22 protein-coding genes are annotated in these 25,418 nt (G+C 73.2%); 6 read left to right on the forward strand and 16 right to left on the reverse strand.

What is annotated here, in order from left to right; translation table 11 throughout:
* Nucleotides 1-13 precede the first annotated feature (13 nt).
* Nucleotides 14-754, forward strand: coding sequence for a tRNA-dependent cyclodipeptide synthase (locus tag ACFYZ4_RS33945; protein ID WP_351296881.1), 741 nt, complete (start codon nucleotides 14-16; stop codon nucleotides 752-754).
* Complete coding sequence (locus ACFYZ4_RS33950; protein WP_390785721.1) at nucleotides 744-1,928, forward strand: cytochrome P450; 1,185 nt, start codon at nucleotides 744-746, stop codon at nucleotides 1,926-1,928. The genes ACFYZ4_RS33945 and ACFYZ4_RS33950 overlap by 11 nt, the downstream gene beginning before the upstream one ends.
* Before the next feature lie 162 nt (nucleotides 1,929-2,090).
* On the opposite strand, the gene ACFYZ4_RS33955 is transcribed toward ACFYZ4_RS33950, so the two are convergent.
* The 5 genes from ACFYZ4_RS33955 to ACFYZ4_RS33975 all read right to left on the reverse strand — a co-directional run bounded on the left by ACFYZ4_RS33955 (nucleotide 2,091) and on the right by ACFYZ4_RS33975 (nucleotide 7,503).
* Nucleotides 2,091-4,493 carry an ATP-binding cassette domain-containing protein gene (locus ACFYZ4_RS33955; RefSeq protein ID WP_390785722.1) on the reverse strand — a complete coding sequence of 801 codons (2,403 nt, stop codon included), beginning with the start codon at nucleotides 4,491-4,493 and terminating at the stop codon, nucleotides 2,091-2,093.
* An 80-nt stretch (nucleotides 4,494-4,573) separates the two neighbouring features.
* Nucleotides 4,574-4,987 (reverse strand): VOC family protein, encoded by a 414-nt coding sequence (locus tag ACFYZ4_RS33960; RefSeq protein ID WP_351586801.1) that lies wholly within the window; start codon nucleotides 4,985-4,987, stop codon nucleotides 4,574-4,576.
* Nucleotides 4,988-4,997: 10 nt separating this feature from the next.
* Nucleotides 4,998-5,417, reverse strand: a complete 420-nt coding sequence (locus ACFYZ4_RS33965; RefSeq protein WP_384351554.1) for a helix-turn-helix domain-containing protein — start codon at nucleotides 5,415-5,417, stop codon at nucleotides 4,998-5,000.
* 74 nt (nucleotides 5,418-5,491) lie between these two features.
* Entirely contained in the window at nucleotides 5,492-6,376 is an 885-nt protein-coding gene (locus ACFYZ4_RS33970) for an AraC family transcriptional regulator (RefSeq protein ID WP_351296866.1), read from the reverse strand.
* Nucleotides 6,377-6,591: 215 nt separating this feature from the next.
* Nucleotides 6,592-7,503, reverse strand: a complete 912-nt coding sequence (locus ACFYZ4_RS33975) for an aminoglycoside phosphotransferase family protein (protein ID WP_390785723.1) — start codon at nucleotides 7,501-7,503, stop codon at nucleotides 6,592-6,594.
* 123 nt (nucleotides 7,504-7,626) lie between these two features.
* On the opposite strand from ACFYZ4_RS33975, the gene ACFYZ4_RS33980 reads away from it, so the two are divergent.
* Nucleotides 7,627-10,857, forward strand: coding sequence for an amidohydrolase family protein (locus tag ACFYZ4_RS33980; RefSeq protein WP_390785724.1), 3,231 nt, complete (start codon nucleotides 7,627-7,629; stop codon nucleotides 10,855-10,857).
* 33 nt (nucleotides 10,858-10,890) lie between these two features.
* Here ACFYZ4_RS33980 and ACFYZ4_RS33985 read toward each other — a convergent pair whose 3' ends face one another.
* Together ACFYZ4_RS33985 and ACFYZ4_RS33990 are read right to left on the reverse strand one after the other, a co-directional pair.
* Complete coding sequence (locus ACFYZ4_RS33985) at nucleotides 10,891-11,289, reverse strand: DUF4440 domain-containing protein (protein ID WP_390785725.1); 399 nt, start codon at nucleotides 11,287-11,289, stop codon at nucleotides 10,891-10,893.
* 61 nt (nucleotides 11,290-11,350) lie between these two features.
* Nucleotides 11,351-12,142, reverse strand: a complete 792-nt coding sequence (locus ACFYZ4_RS33990) for a methyltransferase domain-containing protein (RefSeq protein ID WP_351296855.1) — start codon at nucleotides 12,140-12,142, stop codon at nucleotides 11,351-11,353.
* Nucleotides 12,143-12,307: 165 nt separating this feature from the next.
* Here ACFYZ4_RS33990 and ACFYZ4_RS33995 point away from each other — a divergent pair, with 165 nt between their 5' ends.
* The gene (locus ACFYZ4_RS33995; protein ID WP_351296852.1) at nucleotides 12,308-12,754 is read left to right on the forward strand and encodes a hypothetical protein; all 447 of its coding nucleotides are present in this window, start codon (nucleotides 12,308-12,310) and stop codon (nucleotides 12,752-12,754) included.
* On the opposite strand, the gene ACFYZ4_RS34000 is transcribed toward ACFYZ4_RS33995, so the two are convergent.
* The 3 genes from ACFYZ4_RS34000 to ACFYZ4_RS34010 form a co-directional block, all read right to left on the reverse strand.
* On the reverse strand, nucleotides 12,744-13,268 hold the full coding sequence (locus tag ACFYZ4_RS34000; protein WP_390785726.1) for a GNAT family N-acetyltransferase: 525 nt from the start codon (nucleotides 13,266-13,268) through the stop codon (nucleotides 12,744-12,746). The two genes, ACFYZ4_RS33995 and ACFYZ4_RS34000, sit on opposite strands and share 11 nt — an antisense overlap.
* A 58-nt stretch (nucleotides 13,269-13,326) precedes the next feature.
* Nucleotides 13,327-14,631 carry a serine hydrolase domain-containing protein gene (locus tag ACFYZ4_RS34005; protein WP_390785727.1) on the reverse strand — a complete coding sequence of 435 codons (1,305 nt, stop codon included), beginning with the start codon at nucleotides 14,629-14,631 and terminating at the stop codon, nucleotides 13,327-13,329.
* 106 nt (nucleotides 14,632-14,737) lie between these two features.
* Entirely contained in the window at nucleotides 14,738-16,825 is a 2,088-nt protein-coding gene (locus tag ACFYZ4_RS34010) for a SpoIIE family protein phosphatase (RefSeq protein ID WP_390785728.1), read from the reverse strand.
* A gap of 225 nt (nucleotides 16,826-17,050) precedes the next feature.
* Here ACFYZ4_RS34010 and ACFYZ4_RS34015 point away from each other — a divergent pair, with 225 nt between their 5' ends.
* On the forward strand, nucleotides 17,051-17,671 hold the full coding sequence (locus ACFYZ4_RS34015; protein WP_351296841.1) for an L-threonylcarbamoyladenylate synthase: 621 nt from the start codon (nucleotides 17,051-17,053) through the stop codon (nucleotides 17,669-17,671).
* 34 nt (nucleotides 17,672-17,705) lie between these two features.
* Here the strand turns inward: ACFYZ4_RS34015 and ACFYZ4_RS34020 are convergent, their stop codons facing one another.
* The 4 genes from ACFYZ4_RS34020 to ACFYZ4_RS34035 all read right to left on the reverse strand — a co-directional run bounded on the left by ACFYZ4_RS34020 (nucleotide 17,706) and on the right by ACFYZ4_RS34035 (nucleotide 23,397).
* On the reverse strand, nucleotides 17,706-19,853 hold the full coding sequence (locus tag ACFYZ4_RS34020) for a bifunctional serine/threonine-protein kinase/ABC transporter substrate-binding protein (protein WP_390785729.1): 2,148 nt from the start codon (nucleotides 19,851-19,853) through the stop codon (nucleotides 17,706-17,708).
* A gap of 6 nt (nucleotides 19,854-19,859) precedes the next feature.
* Complete coding sequence (locus ACFYZ4_RS34025) at nucleotides 19,860-22,031, reverse strand: bifunctional serine/threonine-protein kinase/ABC transporter substrate-binding protein (protein WP_390785730.1); 2,172 nt, start codon at nucleotides 22,029-22,031, stop codon at nucleotides 19,860-19,862.
* Nucleotides 22,031-22,900: a hypothetical protein gene (locus tag ACFYZ4_RS34030; protein WP_351296833.1), complete on the reverse strand. Its 870-nt coding sequence runs from the start codon at nucleotides 22,898-22,900 to the stop codon at nucleotides 22,031-22,033. Before ACFYZ4_RS34030 ends, ACFYZ4_RS34025 begins: the two co-directional genes overlap by 1 nt.
* Nucleotides 22,901-22,992: 92 nt before the next feature.
* Complete coding sequence (locus ACFYZ4_RS34035; RefSeq protein WP_351296830.1) at nucleotides 22,993-23,397, reverse strand: GNAT family N-acetyltransferase; 405 nt, start codon at nucleotides 23,395-23,397, stop codon at nucleotides 22,993-22,995.
* 181 nt (nucleotides 23,398-23,578) lie between these two features.
* Here ACFYZ4_RS34035 and ACFYZ4_RS34040 point away from each other — a divergent pair, with 181 nt between their 5' ends.
* On the forward strand, nucleotides 23,579-24,277 hold the full coding sequence (locus ACFYZ4_RS34040) for a beta-glucanase (RefSeq protein WP_351296890.1): 699 nt from the start codon (nucleotides 23,579-23,581) through the stop codon (nucleotides 24,275-24,277).
* Here the strand turns inward: ACFYZ4_RS34040 and ACFYZ4_RS34045 are convergent.
* Both ACFYZ4_RS34045 and ACFYZ4_RS34050 read right to left on the reverse strand, forming a co-directional pair.
* Nucleotides 24,274-24,972 (reverse strand): ribonuclease H, encoded by a 699-nt coding sequence (locus ACFYZ4_RS34045; protein ID WP_351296827.1) that lies wholly within the window; start codon nucleotides 24,970-24,972, stop codon nucleotides 24,274-24,276. The genes ACFYZ4_RS34040 and ACFYZ4_RS34045 overlap by 4 nt on opposite strands.
* Nucleotides 24,973-25,014: 42 nt before the next feature.
* Nucleotides 25,015-25,407 (reverse strand): MerR family transcriptional regulator, encoded by a 393-nt coding sequence (locus tag ACFYZ4_RS34050; protein WP_351592833.1) that lies wholly within the window; start codon nucleotides 25,405-25,407, stop codon nucleotides 25,015-25,017.
* Nucleotides 25,408-25,418: the final 11 nt, after the last annotated feature.

The following is a 25,418-nucleotide window of genomic DNA, read 5'->3' on the forward strand; positions in this document are numbered from 1 at the left end:
GGCACAGGGCCCCATGGGACTTGCGGCGCAAAGGACCCGACACCTGTTGACGACAGCGACCGAAGTCTTCACAGTCCGGCCGTACACCCCGCACTGCCAGGTGATTAGCACCGAAGGCGACCATGCCGTCATTGGCATCTCCCCGGGGAACAGCTATTTTTCCGCCCAGCGCGTTCTCGACCTCGCCCAATGGGGGATGCGCAACTTCCAGCAGGTCGACCTCATTTACACCGACCTGCACGTTGCAGAGATGTACGAGGCCCTCGGCTACGGCGAGGACGAGGCCCGACGCAAGGCGGTCAAGAATCTGCGGGGCGTTCGCGCCAAGGTGAACAACGCCGCCGCGGAAGCCGACCCCACCGGCACCCGCCTGCGCGCCCGGCCGATGTCCTCCCTCACCGACATCCCGGCCTACCGCGCTCTGCACAGCCACCTGAACAGCCTGCTCGACAACGACCCGGAGTTCCGCAAGACCTGCAACTCCCTGGTCGACACATTCCTCTCCTCCAAGGTCCTGGACGGGAAGTCCGCCACCACCCGGCAGCGCGAGGTGTGCCTCGAGTACGTCTGCGCCGAGGCGCCGCTCTTCCTCGACACGCCGGCCATCCTCGGCGTGCCGTCCTCGCTCAACTGCTACCACCAGCTCCTGCCGATGGCGGAACTGCTGTACTCCCGCGGTTCGGGTCTGCGCGCCTCGCGCAACCAGGGCCACGCCATCATCACGCCCGTCGAAGGACACCCCGATGCCCACTGACACCCTGCTCGACTTCCCGTTCTCCGCGCGCGGCGACCAGCTCCCCGCCGAGATCGAGGAGCTCCGCAACGAGCCCGTGAAGCGGGTCCGCACGATAGCCGGCGACGAAGCCTGGCTCGTCTCCTCCTATGAACTGTGCAAGCTGGTCCTGGAGGACCCCCGGTTCAGCCTGAAGGACACGTCGGCCCCCGGCGTGCCCCGCCAGTACGCGCTGACGATCCCGCCCGAGGTCGTCAACAACATGGGCAACATCACCGGCGCCGGTCTCCGCAAGGCCGTCCTCAAGGCGATCAACCCGAAGACCGACGGCATGACCGACTGGATGCGGGCCCAGGCCAACACCCTGGTCGACGGTCTGCTGACGCACGGCGCTCCGGTCGACCTGCGCGGCCAGTTCACCAACCCGTACGCCGAGCACCTCCACTGCCGGATCCTCGGCATCCCGGAGGCCGACGCCCCGCGCCTGGCCGCCAGCCTCGACATCGCCTTCATGAACTCGGCCTGCCCCGTCACCGGTGCCAAGCTCAACTGGGACCGGGACATGGCCTACATGGTCGAGCGCCTGGACGACCCCGCCACCACCGGGCTCATCTCCGAACTCGCCGCCCTGCGCGACGACCCGGACTACGCCCACCTGACGGACGAGATGCTGGCCACCGTCGGCGTCACACTGTTCGGTGCCGGTGTCATCTCCACCATGGGCTTCCTGACGATGGCACTCGTCTCCCTCATCCAGCACCCCGAGGTGTGGGAGCAGCTGCGCAAGGCGCCGGAGAAGATCCCGGCCGCCGTGGACGAACTCCTGCGCATCAACCTCTCCATCGCCGACGGGCTGCCCCGCCTCGCCCTGGAGGACGTCACCCTCGGCGACGTCGAGGTGAAGAAGGGCGAGCTGATGCTGGTCCTGGTCGAGGCCGCCAACACCGACCCGGCCGTGTACCCGGACCCGCACGTCGTGGACATCGACCGGGCGAACGCCGGCACGCACCTGTCCTTCGGCGGCGGGCAGCACTACTGCCCCGCCACCGCCCTCGGCAAGCGGCACACCGAGATCGCCATCGAGGTCCTGCTGGAGAAGATGCCCAACCTCCAACTCGCCGTCCCCGTCGACCAGTTGGTCTGGCGGACCCGCTTCATGAAGCGCCTGCCGGAACGCCTGCCCGTGCTCTGGTAGCCACGCCGGCGCGTGCGCGCGTACGAGGACTGCCCCGGCCGGATCATCCGGCCGGGGCAGTCCCCCGTGGCGGCTCGCGTGCGGGCGCCCCCGGCCGGCGTACGGCCGGATCGGCGTATGGCCTGGTGGCCGGCGTACGGCCTGGCCTGCGTACCCGCCGGGTCAGGCGCCGACGTACGCCGCGAGGTGCTCGCCGGTCAGCGTGGCGCGCTTGGCCACCAGGTCGGCGGGAGTGCCCTCGAAGACGACCTTGCCGCCGTCGTGGCCGGCGCCGGGGCCGAGGTCGATGATCCAGTCGGCGTGTGCCATGACCGCCTGGTGGTGCTCGATCACGATCACCGACTTGCCCGAGTCGACGAGCCGGTCGAGCAGGCCGAGCAGATGCTCGACGTCGGCGAGGTGGAGGCCGGTGGTCGGCTCGTCGAGGACGTAGACGCCGCCCTTCTCCGACATGTGGGTGGCCAGCTTGAGCCGCTGCCGCTCCCCGCCGGAGAGCGTGGTGAGCGGCTGGCCGAGGGTGAGGTACCCGAGGCCCACGTCGGCGAGCCGGTCGAGGATCTTGTGCGCGGCCGGCGTGTGCGCCTCGCCGGCGCCGAAGAACTCCTCGGCCTCGCTGACGGACATCGCGAGGACCTCGCTGATGTCACGTCCGCCGAGCCGGTATTCGAGCACCTCCGCCTGGAACCGCTTGCCCTCGCAGTCCTCGCAGGGGGTGGCGACGCCCGCCATCATCGCCAGGTCGGTGTAGATGACCCCGGCGCCGTTGCAGGTGGGGCAGGCGCCCTCGGAGTTGGCGCTGAACAGGGCCGGCTTCACGCCGTTGACCTTCGCGAAGGCCTTGCGGATCGGGTCGAGCAGTCCGGTGTAGGTCGCCGGGTTGCTGCGCCGGGAACCGCGGATCGGTGTCTGATCGACGGACACCACCTGCTCGCCCGCCGGGATCGAGCCGTGGACGAGGGAGCTCTTGCCGGAGCCGGCGACACCCGTGACGACGACCAGCGCCCCGAGCGGGATGTCGACGTCGACGTCCCGCAGGTTGTTCGCCGTCGCGCCGCGGATCTCCAGCGAGCCGGAGGGCTTGCGCACCGTCTCCTTGAGCGTGGCGCGGTCGTCGAGGTGGCGGCCGGTGATCGTGCCACCGGCCCGCAGACCCTCGACGGTGCCCTCGAAGCAGACGGTGCCGCCCGCCGTTCCGGCGCCCGGGCCGAGGTCGACGACGTGGTCGGCGATGGCGATCGCCTCGGGCTTGTGCTCCACCACGAGCACGGTGTTGCCCTTGTCCCGCAGCCGCAGCAGCAGGTCGTTCATCCGCTGGATGTCGTGGGGGTGCAGGCCGATGGTGGGCTCGTCGAAGACGTAGGTGACGTCGGTGAGCGCGGAGCCGAGGTGGCGGATCATCTTGACGCGCTGCGCCTCACCGCCCGACAGGGAGCCCGCGGGCCGGTCGAGGGCGAGGTAGCCGAGGCCGATCTCGACGAAGGAGTCGAGGGTCTGCTGCAGGGCGGCGAGCAGCGGCGCCACCGAGGGCTCCTTGAGGCCGCGGACCCACTCGGCGAGGTCCCTGATCTCCATGGCGCACGCGTCGGCGATGCTGATCCGCTTGATCTTCGAGGACCGGGCCCCTTCGCTGAGCCGGGTGCCGTCGCACTCGGGGCACGTGGTGAAGGTGACCGCCCGCTCCACGAACGCCCGGATGTGCGGCTGCATCGCCTCCTTGTCCTTGGACAGGAAGGACTTCTGGATCTTCGGGATCAGCCCCTCGTAGGTGAGGTTGACGCCGTTGACCTTCACCTTGGTCGGCTCGCGGTAGAGGAAGTCCTGCATCTCCTTCTTGGTGTACCGGCGGATCGGCTTGTTCGGGTCGAGGAAGCCCGACTCGGCGTAGATCCCCACGGTCCACACGTTGTCCGACTTCCAGCCGGGGATGGTGAACGCGCCCTCGGCGATGGACTTGGAGTCGTCGTAGAGCTGGCTGAGGTCGATGTCGGAGACCTTGCCGCGGCCCTCGCAGTGCGTGCACATGCCGCCGGTGCGGTTGTAGGTCGCCTTCACCGTCTTGGTCTTGGCGGCGCCGCGTTCGACGGTGATGCCCCCGCTCGCCCGGACCGTGGCGGTGTTGAAGGAGTACGCGCTGGGCGGGCCGATGTACGGCTTCCCGAGCCGGCTGAAGAGGATCCGCAGCATCGCGTGGGCATCGGTGGCGGTGCCGACCGTGGAGCGGGGGTCGGCGCCCATCCGCTGCTGGTCGACGGTGATCACGGTCGTCAGCCCGTCGAGGACGTCGACCTCGGGGCGGGCGAGCGTCGGCATGAAGCCCTGGACGAAGCTGCTGTACGTCTCGTTGATCAGCCGCTGCGACTCCGCGGCGATGGTGTTGAACACGAGCGAGCTCTTGCCCGAGCCGGAGACCCCGGTGAACACCGTCAGCCGGCGCTTCGGGATCTCGATGCTGACGTCCTTGAGGTTGTTCTCGCGCGCGCCGTGCACGCGGATCACGTCGTGACTGTCGGCACCGTGCGGCGCGGACGATCGCGCCCCCGTCCCCGTCCCCGTGGCCTTGCTCATCGTGTCTCCGTCGTTCGGGCGGGGACCGCGTGTGCGGTCCCCGTCGGTTTCGCTGGTCCGGACTCTGCTGCGGGCTGTCTCTACCGCTTGGGCTGGTTGAAGCGGAGCATGTTGCCGGCCGGGTCGCGGAAGGCGCAGTCGCGGACCCCGTACGGCTGGTCGATCGGCTCCTGCAGCACCTCCCCGCCGGCTGCCTGGATGCGCTCGAAGGTGGCGTCGACGTCGTCGGTGGAGAAGATCACCCCGCGCAGCAGGCCCTTGGCCAGCAGCTCTGCCATCTGCTGCTTGTCCGTCGGGGAGGCGTTGGGGTTGGCGAGGGGCGGTTCGAGGACGATCTCCACGTCGGGCTGCTCGGGTGAGCCGACGGTCACCCAGCGCATCCCCTCGAATCCGACGTCGTTGCGGACCTCCATGCCGAGGACGTCGCGGTAGAACGCGAGCGCCTTGTCGTGGTCGTCGACTGCGATGAAGCACTGCGAGAGCTTGATGGTCATGCCTCCGACGCTACGAGGCGGTGGCCGATTCCGCTTCTCCGTTCCTGATCGGTCGCGTATGAATTTTCGCGATGCACGCCGGGATCGCCGCACCGGCCTCGTGGCGGCGGGCGCGGTACGCGCTCGGGCTCTCGCCGACCAGCTCCGTGAAGCGCGAGCTGAACGACCCGAGCGAGGTGCATCCGACCTCGAAGCAGACCTCCGTGACGCTGAGGTCACCCCGCCTCAGCAGGGCCTTCGCCCGCTCGACGCGGCGGGTCATGAGGTAGCTGTACGGGGTCTCCCCGTAGGCGGCGCGGAAGCTGCGGGAGAAGTGCCCGGCCGACATGAGGGCCACATTGGCCAGGGCCGGGACGTCCAGCGGCTGCGCGTAGTCGCGGTCCATCGTGTCCCGCGCGCGACGCAGGCGTACCAGGTCCTCCAAGGTCATGCACCCAGCATCGCACGGGCGCGGCCGGGGCGGCGGCCCCCTGGGGGAACTCGATCCGGCGGGGGAATCTGCGTTCAGGCGTTCTCCGGCAGCAGCAGGCTGGTCACCCGGCCCGGCACCCGGTCCAGCGCCGAGCCGGGCGGCAGGCCGCCCCGGTGGGCCGCGAACCGCGACGGGGTGAGCCCGGTCATCGCCTTGAACTCGCGGATGCAGTGGGCCTGGTCGTGGAAGCCGCCGAAGGCCGCCACCCGGGCCCCGTCCAGGCCGAGCGACTGGAGGCGCAGCGCCCGCTGGAGCCGGGCCACCCTCGCGACGGCCTTCGGCGCCAGCCCCACCTGCTGCCCGAAGCGGGCGCGCAGATGGCGGGTGCTCCAGCCGACCTCGCCGGAGATCCTGCCGAGGGCTTCGGGCCGGCTGTCCGCGCGCAACCGCCGCAGGGCCTCGCGGACTTCGGGCGAGACCGTGCCGCCCTTGTCGCCGCAGGAGAGGAACACGGCGTCGAGGAGGGCGAACCTGTCGGCCCAGGCATCGGTCTGCTGGAGCTGCTCGACGAGGAGGGCGGCGTTCCGGCCGAGCAGGTCGGACAGGTCGACGAAGGCCTCCGTGAAGTACCTCATGGGTATCCCGAAGGTCCGGTAGGCGCCGAGCGGGGAGAAGGTGACCTCGATGCCGTGCAGACCTCCGGTGTGCTCGCCGCGCGTCGGGGTGGTGCGCAGCCCGGAGAGGAAGGACGAGGCGCCCTGTGGCGGTCCCCCGGCGGTGAGGCTGAGACCGCCCGCGAGGGCGATGACCACCGTCACCACGCCGTCGGGGACTTCGAGCCGGGACCGGGGTCTGCCTTCCGGCAGCCGGTAGCCGTGGTACGCGATGATCTGTCCCCGCAGGGCCGCTCCAGGACGCGATCTGATGCTCTCGGCACCTCCGGCGGCGGGCTGCGGAGCGCGAACGATCGAGACCATGCCTACACCCCCCGTATAGGGCGCCTACGGTCCGGACGGCCACCAGGATGCATCAGCCCGGGCCGAATCCACAGGCGGGTCTCGGCACATTGCCGGCCGGGCGGGGCGATTGGCCGGTTCCGACCGGTGGCGGCACGGCCCGTTGCCGGTCCGCCGCGACGGCGGCGGCAGCAGCAGCGGCAGCGGCAGCGGCAGCGGCAGCGGCAGCGAGCACCTCAGCCCGCCCCCGGTCCCTCCGCCAGCACCTCGCGGATCACGTGCCGGGCGTTGAGTGCCATCGCCCGGTTCGTCCCGCGGTAGTGGGGCAGCGCGATCAGCGCCTGGGAGAGGGTCCGTCCCCGGCCTCGCCGCCAGGTCGCGTCGTCCACGCCGAGTTCTTCGCGGAAGACCTCCCGCGCCGCGGCCGGCAGCAGGTTCCACGCCGGGAACAGATCGCACGCCGGGTCCCCCGCCCCCATGCACCCGAAGTCGATCACCGAGGTCAGCCTGCCACCGTCCACGAGGAGATTGCCCGGCATCAGGTCGGCGTGCAGCCAGACCGGCGGCCCGTCCCACTCCGGGGCCCGCAGCGCGTCCTCCCACACGGCGGCCGCCGCATCGCAGTCGACGCCCTCCTGCGGGATCCCCCGCAGTTCCTCGATCGCCGCCCGGGTGGACCCGTCGAGCGAGGCGACCGGCCCGCCGCGGTGGGCGCGCGGCGCCCCCGGCAGGGTGATGCTCCGCATCGCCGCCACGAACCCGGCCAGGTCCCGGGCCAGCGGCACCGGTTCGCCCAGCGCGCCCGCCTCCGGGTTCTCCCCGGTCAGCCACCGGCACACCGACCACCGCCACGGATACCCCTCGGCGGGCTCCCCGGCCCCGAGCACCTCGGGGACGGCCGTGGGCAGCCTGGGCGCGAGGCGCGGCAGCCACTCGCGTTCCGTGGACACGTCCTCGGCTCCGCCCTCCGCCAGCGGCAGCCGTACGACCATGTCCTCGCCCAGCCGGTACACGGCGTTGACCGTGCCGCCGGACGGAAACCGCTCCACCGGGATCCCCGCCCACCGCGGGAACTGCCCGGCGACCAGCCGCCGTACGAGGTCGTCGTCGACGGGGTGCCGGCCGGGATCCGTCTGTCCTGTGCTCACGACCGTCATCCGACCCTCGGGTGGCCTCCGGGATCAAGCGATTTATCCCTGCCGGTGTCGCCGTTGCCCTAGGAGGGTCTTGATCGTTTGCTTGTACGTCGACAGGTGAGGCGAGGGGTCGGAATGCGAGTTGCGCGCAGGACCGTGCTGCAGGCGGCTTCGGTGGGAGCCGCGGCGGCGCTGCTCGGGCGTTCCCCGGCGGCGGCCGACCAGGAGACCGCGGCCGGGACGGAGTCGGCGGCAACGGGGACAGGGACGGCCGGGGCGGCGACCGTCGGGCTGCGCTTCACCCGTGCGACCAACGGGGCCGCGACCGCCACGGCCGCCGGGGACCGGTTCGTCGCCGAGGTGCAGAACGTCCTGTGGTCGCTGCCCCCGGACGGTTCACCCGCCACGCCCCTCACCCCGCCCGATCTGGAGCCCGGGCGTCCGGTGTTCTCCCCCGACGGCCGCCAGGTGGCGATGAGCGCCTACCGCGGGGGCGTCTTCCACCTCTGGGTGATGAACGCGGACGGCTCCGGTCTGCGCAGGCTCACCGACGGCCCCTTCGACCACCGCGCGCCGGCCTGGTCGCCCGACGGCCGTACCCTCGCCTGCTGTTCCGAACGCGGCGGTGATCCGGTGACCGGCAGCCCGTACCGGATCTGGACGGTCGACGTCGCCGGCGGCCGCCCGCGCCGCCTGACGGGACTGCCCGGGCAGCAGGGCCCCGGCCGGGACGGGGAGTGGGAGGACTTCGATCCCGTCTGGTCGCCGGACGGCTCCCGCGTGCTGTTCGTCCGCGCCACCGTGACCACGGGCACCCCGGCCGGCGACACGCTGACCGCCCGTACCCTCGCCTCCGTCGCCGCCGACGCGCCCGGGCCCGTACGGATCGAACACACCGTCGCCGACGGCCGGCTGATGGCTCCCGCGCTCTCCCCGGCCGGCCGCACCGCCTGGCTGTCCGCGGCCCCCGGCCCCCGCAAGGCCGAGATCCTGAGCCTGTTCGCCGACGGCCGTCGGGTCCCCCTCGACGGCGACCTCGCGCCCGCTCCCCCGCGCTGGATCGGCGACGACCGCCTGCTGATCACGCTCGACGGCCGGTTCCGGGTGATCCGCCCGCACCGTGACGGCGGCAGTGGCCGGGCGATTCCCCTCGACGCCACCCTCGAGGTGACGCGCCCCCGCTACCGGGTCAAGGAGTACGTCCTGGAGGCCGAGCGGAGTCTCCCCGTCCGGGGCATCCACCTGCCCGCCCTGTCCCCCGACGGCCGCAGCGTGGCCTTCGCCGCGCTGAACGCGCTGTGGGTCGCGCCCGTCACCGGCGGGGCTCCGCGCAAGATCGTCCAGGCTCCCGCCACGGCCTACGTCCAGGGCCCGCTGTGGACCCCGGACGGCCGGGCCCTGGTCTACACCGACGACCGCGACGGGCTGAACACCGTTCGCCGCAGGGAGCTCGACGGCGGCCGGGAGAGCGTGCTCGCGCCCGGCGGCCGGGTCTACGGGGCGCTCTCCCCGGACGGCACCCGGCTCGCCGCGCTGGACCTGGCCGGGCGGCTCCACGTACGCGATCTCGCGACCGGGACGGAGACCCCGCTGGTCCCGGCACTGGGCGGGGGCGGACTGCCCGGCCCGCCCAGCTGGTCGCCCGACGGCCGGCACCTCGCCCTGTGCGACCGCAACCGGCTCAGCCGGCGCTTCCGCGAGGGCTACAACCTCATCCGGATCGTCGACACCGCCACCGGCGCCGCCCGCCTGCACGCGCTCGCCCCGCACGCCTCGCTCGCGGACCGCTACGCCTCCGGGCCCGTCTGGTCACCCGACGGCCGCTTCCTCGCCTGCGTCAGCGAGTCGGCGCTGTGGCTGCTGCCCGTCGGCCCCGACGGTACGCCCGCCGGACCGGCCCGCCGCCTGACCGACGAGCCCGCCGACCACCCTTCCTGGTCCGCCGATGCCCGCACCCTGCTCTACCAGTCCTGCGCCCGGCTGCGCCTGCTCACGCTCGACGGCGACGGCGCGCCCACCGGGCCCTCCCGGACCGTGCCCGTCTCCCTCTCCTACCGGCGCCCCGCACCCGTCGACACCGTCGTACACGCGGGGCTGTTGTGGGACGCCACCGGCTCCCCGCCCCGGGCCGATGTCGACGTCCTCGTCAGCGGCGGCCGGATCGCCGCCGTCGAACCGCACCGGCCGGGCCGCCGCGCCGCGCGCACCGTCGACGCCTCCGACGGCACGGTCCTGCCGGGCCTGTGGGACGCGCACGTCCATCCGTACCCCTACACCTACGGGGCGCGCCAGGGCGTGCTGCACCTCGCGTACGGCGTCACCACCGTGGTCTCGCTCGGCGGTTCGGCCTACGAGCAGGCCCGGCTGCGCGAGGACATCCGGGCCGGGCGGCTCGCCGCGCCGCGGCTGCTGGCCGGCGGGGAGCTCCTCGACGGCTCCCGGGTCGCCTACAGCATGGGGCGCGCCCATCGCACCCGTGCGGGGTTCGCCCGCTCGCTGGCCCGGGGCGCCGCGCTGGACTGGGACTTCGTCAAGACGTACGTACGCGCCCCGTACGAGCTGATGGCCGATGCGGCCCGCTTCGCGCACGACCGGCTCGGTGTCCTGGCCGGCTCCCATCTGTGCGCCCCGGGCGTCCAGGCCGGCCAGGACCTGACGACGCACCTGGTGGCGACCGAGCGCGCCGAGTACGGCCACGGGGCGACCCCGCGGGGCCACACGTACCAGGACACCGTGGAGGTCTACACGCGGGGCGGTTTCGATCTCATCGCCACCCCCTTCACGGCGCTGCCGCTGCTCGGCGCCGATCCGGCGCTCGCCGACGATGCGCGGGTGACGGCGCTGATGCCGCCCTGGGACGTGGAGGCGGTCCGGGCCGCGGCCGCGAGTGCGCCGAGCGCGGAGCAGAGCGCCGTCCTGGAGCGCGAGGTGGAGGTCTACCGGCGCGTGGTGGCGGGAGGCGGGCGTCTCGCGCTGGGCACCGACGCGCCGCTCACCCCCGTCGGGCTCCACCTGCACCTCTCGCTGCGGGCGCTGCACCGGTACGGCATGTCGCCGGCGGAGGCGCTGACCACCGTGACCCGGACCCCGGCCCGGGTGTTCGGCGTCGCGGACCGGCTCGGCACGGTCGAACCGGGCAGGATCGCCGATCTCACGCTCGTCGACGGTGACCCCTTCACCGACTTCGCGGACCTGATCCGCGTACGGGCGACCGTCCGGGGTGGTGTCGTGCGTGAACGCCCGGCCCTGGAGCGTGCCTTCACCCGTTCCGGCACGACGCCCGACGCGGCCCCCGGGGACTGGGGCAGCGTGCTGCGCCAGATGCTCCGGGACGGCTGCTGCACCGGCCACGAGGGCGACCGCTGACGAGCGCCGCAAACGCCGCGGTCGGCCTCGCGGTCAGGGCTGGTCGTACCAGGAGAAGGCGGCGATCCGCCAGCCGTCCGGGGTCCGCACGAACTGGATGGTCTTGGTCCCGCCGCCTTCGAAGGGCTCGCCGTCCAGGATCCCGGACTTGCGGTACTCGCCGAACCGCGAGGCGATGTCGCCCGCGATCTCGGTCCGTTCCGAGGTCTCCCACTCGGAGAACTCGGCCAGCCGGCCTCCGGACAGCAGCAGCCGGCGCGGCTCGATGAACTCGTCCACGGTGTAGGCCGTGAAGTCCGGGCCGGTCTTGACGACGACCCCGCCCGGGAGCATCAGCCGGCGGATCCGTTCGACATCGGCGGCCTGGCCGCCCCGGTTGTCGAAGGCGCCGAAGAACTCGGCGGTCACCCTGTCTATCTCGGCCTTGGACATGGCGCGACAGTAACACCCGTACGGGCGGCGGGCGGCGGCGTCGCAGGAGCCGGCCGTACGGTCAGGCCGCGAGCCCCGTGGTGATCACCAGGGGCGGCCTTTCCCGCTCCGCCGGCCACGAGCGGCCGGCTGCGAGATCCGGGTCGGCGACGGTGAGCGCCTCGTCCACGGTGGGCCGGTGCTGGACGACGTCCCGGAAGCCGGCGCGCTCCAGCAGGACCGGGAAGTAGCCGACGGGCCACGCGTGGTTGCGCATCTCCTGCCAGGAGCCGTCCGTGCGCCGCAGCCGTACCGTCAGCTCGTCGCCGGGCCCGTACACCTCGCCCGGCTCGCCGATCCGCAGCGAGGCGTACTCCGTGCCGTTGCAGTTGGGGTCGGTGGTCAGCAGCACGAACAGGCCGTCCGGCCGCAGCAGTCGGCGGATCTCGGTGAGCACGCCGACCACCGCGTCCTCGGTCGGCAGCGACGCGAGGACGTGGCTGCACATGACCGCGTCCGCGCAGCCGTCCGCGAGGCCGGTCACCCGGCCGTCCTCGACGAGGTGGTACTCCGCCACCGCGGTCGCCGAGGCGCGGGCGAGCGCCAGCATCTCCGGGGAGGTGTCCACCCCGAGGACCCGCACTCCCAGCTGCCGGGCCGCGTGGTCGGCCACCCTGCCCGGTCCGCACCCGTAGTCCACCAGGACCGACCCGGGCCCGATCCGGCGGGACAGGGCCCGGAAGACGAACGGGTACCCGAGCAGCCAGTCCGTGGCCGCGTCCACCGCCGCGAATGCCCGCGCGCCGTCACGTCCGGACCAGGCGGCGCCGTCCGCGGCGCCGCTCTGCCCGGGTCCCTCCGACCAGTCGCTCACAGCCCCACTATCGACCCAGTACGGCCGCCCGGCACTGTTACGACACGACGTCCCGGCCCGCCGCCTTCCCGTCTCCGCCTTCCCGTCTCCGCCCTCCGGCCTCCGGCCTCCGGCCTCCCGCGGAAACGGCTTCGGGCCTGGCCGCCCCGTGACAGCATCCTCCCCATGAGCCGAGACGACAGCGACGAGGCGTACGTGGTCGGCCTGTGCAACCAGGTCCTGGGCGCCACGGCCCTCACCCAGCACAGGTTCGACTGGCTGCTGGGCGATCCCGGGGCGGGAGGCCGGCGGGCCAGGCTGCCGGTCGACGCCTACTGGCCCGGCCACCTGCTGGTGCTGGAGTACCGGGAGCGCCAGCACGACGAGCCGACGCCCTTCTTCGACAAGCCCGACCGGATGACGGTCAGCGGGGTCCACCGCGGTGAGCAGCGCGCCCGCTACGACGGCTACCGCGACACGCAGATCCCGGCCCACGGCCTGCGGCTGGTGGTCGTGCGCCCGTCCGACCTCGCCGCCGACGGGCGGGGGCGCCTGCGGCGTGTCCCGGAGAGCGACGTGGAGGTCCTGCGTGGCCTGCTCGCCGGGGTGGCGGAGGGGGATGCTAGAGGGTGATCCAGTAGCGCCGCTTGGGGCCGATGAGGGTTTCGCGGACGTCTTCCAGTACGCCGCCGTTGGCTTCGATCGTGCGGATCGACGCCTCGTTTCCGGGGTCGCAGGTCAGCAGGACGCGGTCCATGCCCAGCAGGCGGGCCTCGTGCCGGACGGCGCCCAGGGCCCAGGTGGCCAGTCCGCGGCGGCGGGCCGAGGGCCGGACGCTGTAGCCGATGTGGCCGCCCGCGTCGAGCAGGAAGCCGTTCAGGTAGTGCCGCAGGTCTATCGCGCCGAGATAGGTGTCGTTCTCGGCGATCCACCAGTACGTGGCGTGCACGCGGCCGTGCTCGACCGGCGCCGTACGGTCGCCGTACCCGTGCAGCCGGTCCACCCAGGCCGCGAAGCCCTCCGGGCTGTCCACGTCGTCGTCGGAACCGAGTCCGGCGCCGTCCAGGTGGGCCTCGGGGCCCGCTTCCCGCTGGGCGGCGAGCCAGGAGCCGTGCAGGCGGGGCGTGGGGCTGATGAGCTCTGGCATACCTCGGACCCTAACAGTCGGATCATCCGACCCGGTCCGGTGGCGTCGGCGGCGGACCTCAGCCGGACCGGGATGCGGGCGGCGTCGACGCGGATGACGCGGGTGACGTAGGTGACGCGGGTGCCGAGGCGGAGGCCGAGGGCTTGGGGACCGACGGCTTGTGCCCGGGGTAGACGTGGTCCGGGGTCACGATGCCGGTGATCGCCTCGCCGAAGAGGGTGCTGGGCTCCTGTCCGTCGTGCAGGACGTCGGTGTTGAGGATGACGACCAGGGTCGCCTGCTCCTGCGGCAGGAAGATGCCCAGGCTCTCGTAGCCCGGGAGCGAGCCGTTGTGACCGATCCAGCCCTGGACGTTGAACAGGCCCAGCCCGTAGCCGGCGCCGGGGATGCCGACCGAGGTGGTCTTCAGCCGCTGGGCCTGTGTCTCGGGCGTCAGCAGCGTGCCCGTGGCGAGGGTCCGCGCCCAGCTGCGCAGGTTCTGGAGGTCGGAGATCATCGCGCCCGCGGCCCAGGCCCAGGACGGGTCCCAGCCGGTGGCGTCCTCGATCTTGCCGGAGGCCGTCTGGTCCGTGTAGCCCTGCGCGTGCGGTGCGGGGAACTCCGCGCCGGTCGGGAACAGCGTGCGGCCCAGTCCGGCCGGCTCCACCACGTCCCGGTCGATGACGTCCTTGAGCGGCCGGCCGGTGACCTTCTCGACCAGCAGGCCGAGCAGGATCAGGTTGGTGTTGGAGTACTCGAACTTCGCGTTCGGCTCGAACTGCACCGGGTGCTTGAAGGAGTAGTCGAGCAACTCCTGCGGTGTGAAGGGGCGATCGGGGTCGGTGGTGAACGCCTTGTCGAAGTCCGGGTCCTCGCTGTAGTTGAAGAGCCCGCTGCGCATGCCGGCCAGCTCGCGCAGGGTGATGCGGTCCCCGTTCGGAACGCCGGCGATGTAGTCGCCGATCGGGTCGTCCAGGCCGAGCTTGCCCTGGTCGACCAGCTGGAGGACGGCGGTGACGGTGAACGTCTTGGTCAGGCTGCCGATGCGGGTGTTGAAGTCGGTCCGCATGGGCGCGCCGGTCGCCTTGTCGGCGACGCCGAAGGCCCTCACGTAGCTGCCCTTGCCGGGTGCCCACAGCCCCACGATCACGCCCGGCACCCGGGCCTCGCGCATGACCTGGCGTACGGCGGCGTCGAGTTGGGCCGCGACGGCGGGGGTGAGCTCCGGGAAGCCCTCCTCCCCGTCCGGGGTGGGGGCGGCGGGGACGGGCCGCACCGCGGCGGGTGTCCCGTACGCGGAGCCCGCGACGGCCGGGGCGAGGAGCAGACCCGCCGCCGCGGCGGCCACGCAGGCCCGGCGGAACCGTATGTGCGTCGGAGTCACCACGGGCCTCCTGCCGTACGGGGTTCAAGGCGAGGCGATCACGATCACGATCAGCGTAAGGTCGCGCAGGCCGGGCCGCGAGGCGAGCGGGCGGCTTGCGGCAGGGCTACGGCAGGGGCCTCGCGCGGGCGATGACCAGGGCGACGTCGTCGTGGTCGTCCGGCCGGCGCAGGGAGTCCAGGAGCCGGTCGCAGGTCTCCTCCAACGGGCGTCCGGTGTCGGCGAGCAGGGCCAGGAGCAGGTCGAGGCGTTCGTCGATGGGCTGGTCCCGGGTCTCGACGAGGCCGTCGGTGTAGAGGACCAGTTGGTCGCCGGGTTCCATGGCGACGGTGGTGGCCTCGAAGGGGATGCCGCCGACGCCGAGGGGTGCGCCGGTGGGCAGGTCGAGGAGTTCGGGGGTGCGCCCGGACCGAATGAGGACGGGCGGCAGGTGTCCGGCGACGGCGACCCGGCACTGGGCCCGGTGCGGGTCGTAGACGACGTAGACGCAGGTGGCGATGGTCTCTTCGAGGGCGGCGGTGGTGCGGTCGAGCTGCTGGAGCACCTGGGTCGGTTCGAGGGCGAGTTCGGCGAGGGTACGGGTCGCGGTGCGCAGTTGTCCCATGCTGGCGGCGGCGTTGATGCCGCTGCCCATGACGTCGCCGATGACGAGGACGGTGGTGTCGTCCGGGCCGGCGATGGCGTCGAACCAGTCGCCGCCGATCTCGCTGCTGGCCGCGGCGGGCCGGTACCGGGAGGCCACTTCCAGGCCGGGCGTGGGTGGCGGGTGGTGCGGGAGGAGGTGGTGCTGGAGGGCGAGGGCGGTGTGGTGCGCGTTGCGGTACCAGCGGGCGTTGTCGATGCACACGGCGGCTCGGGCGGCCAGCTCCCCGGCCAGCACGATGTCGTCGTCGTTGAAGGGCAGCGGGTTGCGGGTGCGTTTGAGGTCGAGCGCGCCGAGGACCTCGCCGCGGGCGATGAGGGGCACCGCCAGGTACGAGCGCAGGCCGGCGCGGGTCAGGAGCGAGGCGGCCGTGCTGTCGCGGGCGATGCGCGAGATGTCCTGGGCGTGGACGTGGGCCACCAGGACCGGGTGCCCGGTCGTCACGGACTGGGTGACCAGCCGGTCCGCGGCGTACGCGGCGATGTCGCCCGGGGGGTCCGCGGCGCGGACGGCCTCGCTGGGGAAGGCGGAGGCGACGGCCAGGGCACGGAACACGGCGGGCTCGTGGGCGGACGACCGCAGGGTCGGCCGGCCTTCGAGGACGGAGTCGAGGATGTCGACGGCGGCGATGTCGGCGAGCTCCGGCACAACGACGTCGGCGAGCTCGCGGGCGGTCTGGTCCAGGTCGAGGGTGGTGCCGATGCGGACGGTGGCGTCCGCGATCAGGGCGAGGCGCCGACGGCTGCGGGCGATCTCGATGGCCGCCTGGTGACTCTGGGTGACGTCGACCACGGAGGTGGCCAGGCCGAGGACGCGTCCGGTGGCGTCCTCCAGCCGGTAGTACGACACCGACCAGGCGTGCTCGGTGCGCTCCCCGCCGTGGGTGCGGCCGGCCGTGAACTGTTCGAGCAGCGGGGTCCCCGTGGCCAGCACCTGGCGCATGGCCGCTTCGGCGGCCTCGGTGTCGTCGAGGAAGGAGAGGGCCTCGCGGACGCTCCGGCCGATGTGCTGGGCGGCGGGCAGCCCGTTGATCCGTTCCAGCGTCGGGTTGACCAGGACGTACCGCAGCTCGGTGTCCAGGACCGCGAGGCCGATCGGGGACTGGGCCACCAGGCGCGCGGAGAGCGCGAGGTCCCGCTCCAGCTGCCGCAGCCGCGTCCGGTCGGTCGCGATGCCGAGGGCGTACAGGTCCCCGTGCTCGTCGAGCAGCCGCATGTTGCGGAATTCCACCAGACGGGTGCCGCCGTCCTTGTGGCGCACCGGGAAGGCGCCCGCCCAGTCCCCGGCGCCGCCCATGACCCGTGCGAAGAGCTCGGTGACCAGCCCCAGGTGTTCCTCGGCGGCCAGCAGCCCGGCGGCGGGCCGGCCCAGCGCGTCCTCGGCCGACCAGCCGAACAGCTGCTCGGCCTGGGGGCTCCACAGTGCGATCCGTCCCTCGGCGTCGAGGACGACCGCCGCGACGTTCAGGACGTCGAGCAGCCCGCTGGGCGGGGCGAGCCCGGGCGCGGTACGCCCGGCCCCACCGGCTCCCAACCCGTCGATCGAACCCATCGGGGACGCTCCCTTCCGGCACCTCCGGCCCGTCCCCCACCCGCCCAGCGGCGGCCCGGGGCGCACGGCTACCTCTCATCGTGCCCCGGAACCCGCCGGGCAGCGCCCGGAGCACCCGCCCGCGGGCCGCGCGAGGGTCGTCGGCCCGGATCGGTTCACTCAGCGCGCGCATCTGCGAATCACCTCGACGCGAGCTGCGGCGGCCGGAACACGTACGCTCGGCGGATGGCGAAATACTTCGACGTGCACCCCGAGAATCCTCAGCGCCGCACGATCGGCAACGTGGCCGACATCATCCGCTCCGGCGCGCTCATCGCGTACCCGACCGACTCCTGCTTCGCGCTGGGTTGCCAGCTGGGCAACCGTGACGGCATCAGCCGGATCCGGTCGATCCGCAACCTGGACGACCGTCACCACTTCACCCTCGTGTGCCAGAACTTCGCGCAGATGGGCCGGTTCGTCCAGATCGACAACGACGTGTTCCGCGCGATCAAGGCGGCCACACCCGGCAGTTACACCTTCATCCTCCCGGCGACGTCGGAGGTGCCGCGCCAGCTGATGCACCCGAAGAAGAAGACGGTCGGGGTCCGGATTCCCGACCACGTCGTCACGCAGGCCCTGCTCGACGAGCTCGGTGAGCCGCTGCTCTCCAGCACCCTGCTGCTGCCCGACGAGGAGGAGCCGATGACGCAGGGCTGGGAGATCAAGGAGCGGCTCGACCACGAGGTGGACGCCGTGCTGGACTCCGGCGACTGCGGTACGGAACCGACCACGGTCATCGACTTCTCCGGCGGCGAGGCCGAGATCGTACGGCGGGGCGCGGGCGACACCTCACGCTTCGAGTAGTCGCGCCGTCGCGCCGTCGCGCCGGCCCGGGCGCTCACGTGGAGGGGCGTACGTCCGGGTAGAGGCCCAGGTACCGGTACGCACCGGACTCGGCCCGGTAGAGGTGGGCGGTGCGGCCCCGGGTCAGCACGTGCGTGCCGGAGTCGAAGGCGAGCGGCTTGGCGAGGCCCTCGTGGGCCGTCCGGAAGATCCGGCGGGCCAGGCCCGCACGGTCCCGCCCCTCCTCGCCCAGGCCGGTGAGGGCCGCGGCCAGGAGGCCCACGGCGTCGTACGCCTCGGTGGCCCAGCGGGCGGGCGGCTCCCCGTGTGCCGCACGGTGGGCCCCGACGAACTCGGCGGCGGCGGGGACGGCCAGCGGGTCGGTGAAGAGGCAGCCGAACGCCCAGCCCTCGGCCGTCGGCCCGGCGTCCGTGAGGAAGGCCGGTTCCATGACGTGCTGGAGGGCGACGCGCGGGCCCGGGAAGCCGGCATCGGCCAGGGCGCGGGCCAGCCGGGCCGCGCGCTGCGGTGAGGTGCCGGCGTAGACGACGGCCTCGGCCCCGGCCTCGGTCAGGGCGCGCACCGCGCCCGCGAAGTCGGAGCTGCCGACCGGGATCCGGTGGACGCTGAGCGTGCCCATCGAGGGCGGGCTCTGCTGCAGGCTGCGGATGAGCGGCCAGGTGGGTTCGCCGCCTTCGACGTCCTCCACCAGGGCCGTGCGGCGGACGGGCCGTACTCGGCTGAGGTAGTCGATCACCGGAAGGGCGAAATGGTCACCGGCCGGGCGGGTGGCGCACACCGTGCGCCATTCCGGCTGGGCCATGGCGGCCTCGGGGCTGTCGACCGACACCAGCACCAGGGCGAGATCGGCCTTGCCGCACGCGGCGGCCAGCTCGGGCACGGCCGCGTCCCAGGTGGGGCCGGTGAGCGCGGCCACCGCGGGGTCGGCGACCAGTTCCTTGACCACCTGCGCGGCGCGCGCCGGGTCTCCGCCGTCGTCGGCGACGCGCAGGGCCAGCAGGAACGCGGCGTCCTTGCGGCTGTTGTGCCGCTCCACGGCCAGTCTCATGCCGCGCTCGTGGGCCTGGCCGGTCGCCTTCCCGGGCCCGGTCAGGTCGGCCTGCAGGGCGAGGGTGAGGGTGGCCAGGTCGCGGGCCGGCGGCGGCGTCTTGCCGCGGGCCCGCCCGCGGGTGGCGAACCAGGCGGTCGGTGCGCCGACGGCGGCCAGGCCCGCGCCGGCCGCGAGCAGCCGCCTGCGCGTGAGGCCACGTACCGGCGTGTGCGGCGCGTCGATCCGGGTCGGTTCCGGGGCGGGGAGTTCCAGGGCCCTGGTGGAGCGTTCGGCGATGAGCCGGGGCAGTGGGGGCGGCAGCCAGTCCTCGGCGTCGGCGCCGGACGGGTCGTCGCCGAGTGCGGCGCCCAGCTGGGCGGGGGTCGGCCGGGCGGCGGGGTCCTTCGCCAGGCAGGCCAGCACCGGTTCGAGCAACTCCGGTGGAAGTCCGGTGAGTTCGGGCTCGTCGTGGACCGTACGGTAGACCACCGCGGCCGCGTGCCCGCCGCCGAAGGGGCCGTGGCCGGTCGCCGCGTACGCCAGGACGCAGCCGAGGGAGAACACGTCGCTCGCGGCGCCCGCCGCCGGTCCGCCCGCGCGGGCCTGTTCCGGGGCCAGGTACCCGGGTGTGCCGATGACCGCGTCCACGGCCGTCAGCGTGGCCGCCCCTTCGGCGCGCGCGATCCCGAAGTCGATCAGCCGGGGCCCGTCGGGGGCGAGGAGGATGTTGCCCGGTTTGACGTCGCGGTGGACCAGCCCGGCGGCGTGCACCTGCGCGAGCGCCTCGGCGAGCCGCGCGCCGAGGATCCGTACGGCACGGACGGGCAGCGGACCGTACCCTCCCACCGCCTCGGAGAGGGCGGGCCCGGGGACGAACGGGGTGGCCAGCCACGGCTCGCGCGCCTCCGGGTCGGCGGCGACCACCGGGACCACCCAGCGCCCGGTCAGCTGCCCGGCGGCCTCCACCTCGCGCCGGAAGCGGATGCGGAAGTCCGGGTTCGAGGCGTGGTCGGCTCGGATGACCTTGACCGCAACGAGGGTGCCCGCGGCGGAGCGGGCGAGGTACACCGTGCCCATGCCGCCCGAACCGAGGCGTCCGAGCAGCCGGTTGCCGCCGATCGCGGCCGGATCGGCCGGGGTGAGGGGGCGCATCCCCGGCTATCCCGCCGGGGACGCGGTGGGCGCGGGCTCGGTGGCCGGGCCCACGTAGCGGATGCTGCCGCCCTCCACCTTGTGCTGGAAGTAGATGTTCCCCTTGACCTGCCGGCGTTCGTCGAAGGTGTACTCCTTGGTCAGGCCGCGGAAGGTGCCCTGGGCGAGCGCGGTCAGCAGGTCGGCGCGGTTCGGGCGGCTGCCGCCCGCCGCGGCGGTCACCAGCCGGTCGATGACCAGACGGGTCGCGTCGAAGGCCTCGGCGGTCCAGATCGCGGGGGCCGATCCGTACGCCGCCCGGTGCGCGCGGGCCACCTCCGCGACCTCGGGGGCTTCGGGGCTCGTGTACGGCGTGAAGAACTGCCAGCCCTCTGCGGCCGGGCCGGCGGCGGCGAGGAACTCCGGGCCGGCGATGGTGTAGTCGGCGGCCCTGGGCCCCTTGAAGCCGGCGGCCGCCAGCAGTCCGGCCGCTTTGGCCCCGCCCGCCGGGGTGCCCGTGTAGAAGAAGCCGTCGACGCCGTGCGCGAGCAGGTCGGCGACCACCGGGGCCAGGTCCTGGGTGCCGCGCGGGACGACGCGCACGTAGAAGGTGGCCTCGGGCGCGAAGTAGCCGATGGTGCGGCCCACCAGCAGGGCCGCCTGCCAGGTGTCGGTGTCGCCGTCGCGGTCGCTGAGGATGCCCATCCGCCGGACGCCCTGTTTCCCGGCCAGTTGGAGGTTGACGACGGCGGCCTGGGCCGAGGAGATCGGGCAGCTCTGGAAGAAGCTGCGCCGGTCGGTGACGCTGAAGGTGGTCGCCAGGGCCGACACGGTGACCAGCGGAACGGAGTTCTCTCCGTAGAGTTCGAGGCACGGGATCACGGACGCGTTGCCGGTGGGGCCGATCACCGCGAACAGGTCGCGGTCGGCCATGAGTTCACCGGCCGCGGCCGGTGAACGGTCGGCCCGCCCGGCGTCGTCCGCGGTGGCGACGGCGAGCGTGAAGGGCTTGTCCTTGCGGGAGTTGAAGGCGTCGACGGCCAGCCGCACTCCGCGTTCCTGGGCCTGGCCTGCGGCTTTCTGAGGGCCGGAGAGGTCGGCGTGCACGCCGATCACCCAACGCCGTGGGGCGGGCGCGGCCGCGTTCCGGTCCTTGTCGTCCTCGCGCAGCGCCAGCCACGCGGCCAGGCCGCCGCCGGCCGCGAGCACGGCGCCGCCGGAGGCGAGGGCGAGGAAACGCCTGCGGGAGGGCGCGGCCGTGCCGGGTGCCGGGGCGGCCTCCGGGTCGGCGACGGTCTCCTCGATGCCGGGTAGGGCGAGCAGTGCGGCGGCGCGCCCGGCGATGGTGGCAACGACCGGGTCGGGCAGCCAGTCGGTGCCCTCCCCCGGGGTGTCCTCGGTGAGCGCCTCGTCCAGTTCGTTCGCGGTGGGGCGGATGTCGGGGTGCTTGGCGAGGCAGGTCCGCAGCAGGGCGGTGAGTTCGGGGTCGGCGAGGACCTCCGGGCCGAACTCGGGCTCGTCGTGGACGGTCCGGTAGAGCACCGCGTCCACGGTGCCGGTGCCGAAGGGCAGGCGGCCGGTGGCGGCGTACGCGAGGAGGCAGCCGAGCGAGAAGACGTCGCCGGCCGGTTCGGCGGGGCGGCCCTCGGCCTGCTCGGGCGGGAGGAAGCCGGGGGTGCCGAGGACGGCGTCGGCGGAGGTCAGGGCGGTGTGCTCGCCGCCGCGCGCGATCCCGAAGTCGATCAGCCGGGGCCGGTCCATGCCGAGCAGCACGTTGCCGGGTTTGACGTCGCGGTGGACGAGGCCTTGCGCGTGCATCACCCCGAGGGCCTTGGCCAGGGCCTTGCCGAGGATCCGTACGGCGCGCAGCGGGAGCGGGCCGTGGGCGGTGACGGCCTCGGCGAGGGAGGGGCCGGCGACGAAGGCGGTGGCCAGCCACGGCTCGGGCGCGTCGGGGTCGGCGCCGGTGATCCGGACGGCCCACGGGCTGTCCACCTCCGCGGCGATCTCGGCCTCGCGGCGGAAACGGGCCCGGAAGTCCGCCTCGTCGGCGTACTCGGCGCGGATCACCTTGACGGCGGCGAGCGCGCCGTCGTCGGTGCGGCCGAGGTAGACCACGCCCATGCCGCCGGCGCCGAGCCGGCCGAGGAGGCGGTACCCGGCGATCCGGGAGGGGTCCGGCGGAAGGAGCGGCTCCATCAGCCCGTCTCCTTTCCGAGCTCCTGCTTGGCCTGGAGCATCATCCGGCTGGTGGCCTGGGCGGCGAGCCCGTTCATGGCCTCCTCGGTGAAGCCCGTGGTGCCCTTGCCGGCGATGGCCACGGTGACCGGGCCGAACTGGGCCTGGGACCAGGTGTAGCGGTAGGGCCCGCCGTCCTGCGCGCTGACGTACTCACCGGTCTCGCTGAACGCGTCCTCGGTCCACGCGTTCGCCTGCTCGCCGAGGTAGAAGGAGCCGCCCCACAGGTTCTTGAGCTCCTCGCCCTCCCGCAGCTTCTGGCCCGGGCAGCGCAGCACCTCTTCCATGGCGCGGGCGGTCTCCCAGCCGGATTCCTGCCGGTTGTGGTGGACGGTGACCGTGGCGTTGAGCCGTACGCGGCCGTGGCCGTTCCCGGCGGGGATGTGGAAGTAGCGGGTGCTCGTGGCGAGTACGTCGGCCGGCAGGCCCGCGGTCTGCCAGACGCAGTTCTCGTCGAGGACGGGCCAGCGGCCGGGATCGCTCTCGAACGGGGTGCTGCGCACGACTTCGGGGCCGAAGGCCGCCTCGGTGATGACGATCCGGCCGAGCAGGGCGCGGGCCTCGGCGACCGTCTTCGGCTGCTTGGACTCGTCCAGTGGGGGCACGAGGGGGTTGGCCGTGCTGCTCGGCGGGGCGGCCGGCGTGCTCGCGCCGGAGCCGCCCGGGGCCGGGCCGCCCGTGGCGGGCGACGCGGCCGGGGTGCGGCCCGCGGCGTCCGTGGTCGCCGCTCCGCCCTTCGCCGTGCCGTCGGCCGTACACCCGACGAGTAGGAACAAGCCCGCTGCCGCGCACCCGTAGGCGCGCAGCGCGGAGCGCCGTCTGCGTGTCACTGGTCCCCCCACGGCAGGGATCGTACCCCTCCGCGGGGGCGCGCAACTGGCCTACGGAAAAGCCGTGTTGGCGGCGGTTTCGCGCGGCCTGCTCAGCGGGAGCCGAGAGTCCAGGCGGATTCGTGGCGGGTGAAGCCGATGTGCGGGTAGTAGCCGACGGCCGCTGGGGCGGACAGCAGGATCACGTTCGCCTGGGGCGCCGCCTCCTGAGTGACCCTGATGAGGTCGCGGCCCACGCCCTTGCCCTGGTAGGCGACGTCGACGGCCAGGTCGCTCAGGTAGGTCGCGTACGCGCCGTCGGTGATCGAGCGGGCGATGCCGATGAGAGCGCCGTCGTCCGCGCGGGCGACGACGACGAGGTTGGCGCCGGCCAGCATCCGGGCGAACCGCTCCACATCGGCGACGGGGCGGCGCTCGGCGAGGGTGGAGGCACGGTAGAGGCCGAGGACCTCCTCGACGTCCAGCTCGGCGCCGATGACACGTTCACAGGTCCACATACCGCTGCCACTCCCCGCATGTAATAGGCACTATTCGCTAGCGATTATTACATGACGAGGGTGGGGGAATACAAACCGGTGGACCGGTATGTGAGGTGCAAGAGGCGGGCAGGATGCAGGGGCGTCCGTCCACGGAAGGAGCCCTGTGCTCACTCACGTTCTCGACCGGTTCCGACGGCTCCTGCAACGATTCACCGGCACCACGGCCCGTGGCACCGGCCCGGCGAGCGCCGGGGCCCCGCTCTTCACCGCCGACTTCGGGTCGGCCACCCAGTGGGTGGCCGGCCGCTCCTGGGCATATCCCGACGGCGGCCCCACCAACCCCGGTGACAACAAGCTCGACCACCTGGTGGCCGACCCGTCCTACAGCCGCACCGGCACCTTCCGGGCCGTCCGCCGCCCGGACGGCAATTGGAACGCGGGCCTGCTGACCACCGAGGGCAGCGACGAGGGGTTCACCGTGCGGACCGGGGACGTACTGGAGTCCCGGGTCCGGCTGCCCGCCGAGGCCGGGGCCTGGCCGGCGATCTGGACCTGGCGGGACGGCGGCAACGAGGTCGACGTCTTCGAGTACCACCCGGACAACCCCGACCTGCTGGAGCTCTCCAACCACGTCAAGGGCGGCTCGCGCTACCACCGGGACCCGTCGGTCGCCCCCGGCGGCTGGGTGGACCTGAAGGTCGAGTTCGGGTCACGCTCGGTCGTGTGGTGGGTCAACGGCACGCGGGTGTACGCCGACCGGCGCGGGGTGGGCCGCAACTGGAGGGCCTACCTCATCGTCAACCTCTCCGTCTGCGCCGGGCGTTACCACCCGGCGCCCGACCCGGACGTCTCCGAGATGTCGTACGAGGTCGCGTACCTGCGCGTCCACCGCCCCTAAGGCGTGGCGGGGGCGGCGGCGCAGCTCTCGTGGCCCCAGCGGCTCCCGTTCTTGGCGATCATGTCGCCGACGGCGTAGGGCTTCCCGCAGGGGCAGCTGCCGGGGAACTTCGCCTTGATGGGACGGGACGCACGGCCGGGCGCTGTGCCCTCGGCCGTGCGCTTCCGTGCCGTGCCCGTCTTCTGGCGCGCGGGCGCGGCCGGTGCCGGTACCGGCAGGTCCGCGTGTCCGAGGGCGGTGCCGGCGGCCTCCTGCGTGCGGGCCGCGTCGCTGGCGGCCTGGTCGGCGATCGCGTTCAGCAGGTCGCCGTCCTCGCGGTGCGCCGGAACGTAGACGAAGGTGATGTCACGATCGGCGAGCAGCAGGTCGATCTGTTCGACGAGTCCGCGGTTGGCGACCGGCTGGCCGGAGGAGGTCTTCCACCCGTTGCGCTTCCAGCCCGGGAGCCACTGCGTCACGGCCTTCATCGCGTACTGGGAGTCCATCCGCACCTCGACGGCCGTCCCGGGGGCGACCGCCTCGAGCAGCCGCTGGAGGGCGGTCAGCTCGCCGATGTTGTTGGTGGACCGGCCGAGCGGCCCGGCCTCCCAACGCTCGGGGCGTCCCTGGGAGTCGGCGATGACCCAGCCCCAGCCGGCCGGCCCGGGATTACCTTTCGCCGCTCCGTCACAGGCGGCAATGATGCGTTCAGACATCCCCCGATCATGCCTCATCCGCCGAGGTGGTGAGCGCCCGGCTCAGGAGCCGGGACCGGCCTCCGAGAGGAGTTGGCACTTGTCGAAGTTCATGCAGCCGCAGGCGAGGCAGTCGGCGACCGCGTCGCGCAGGAGCTGGGTCTGCCGGATGAACCGGTCCAGTTCGGGGAGTTTGCTCTCGGCGAGCGCGCGCCACTGCCGGGTCGCGCCGCGGTCGGTGTCGGTGTCCAGCAGGGCGCGGATCTCGGCCAGGGTGAACCCGGCCCGCTGGGCCATCTTGATCAGCGCGATCCGCCGCACGGTGCCGGCCGGATAGACGCGCCGGCCCGCGGCACGTTCGGCGGCCGGCAGCAGGCCGACGCTCTCGTAGTAGCGCAGGCCCGACGGTCTCATCCCGACCTGCCGGGCGAGCTCCCCGATGCCGAGCTTTCGCACCTGTCATTCCC

The organism is Streptomyces sp. NPDC001513 (genome assembly GCF_042894695.1).
In the GTDB taxonomy this organism is placed as follows: domain Bacteria; phylum Actinomycetota; class Actinomycetes; order Streptomycetales; family Streptomycetaceae; genus Streptomyces.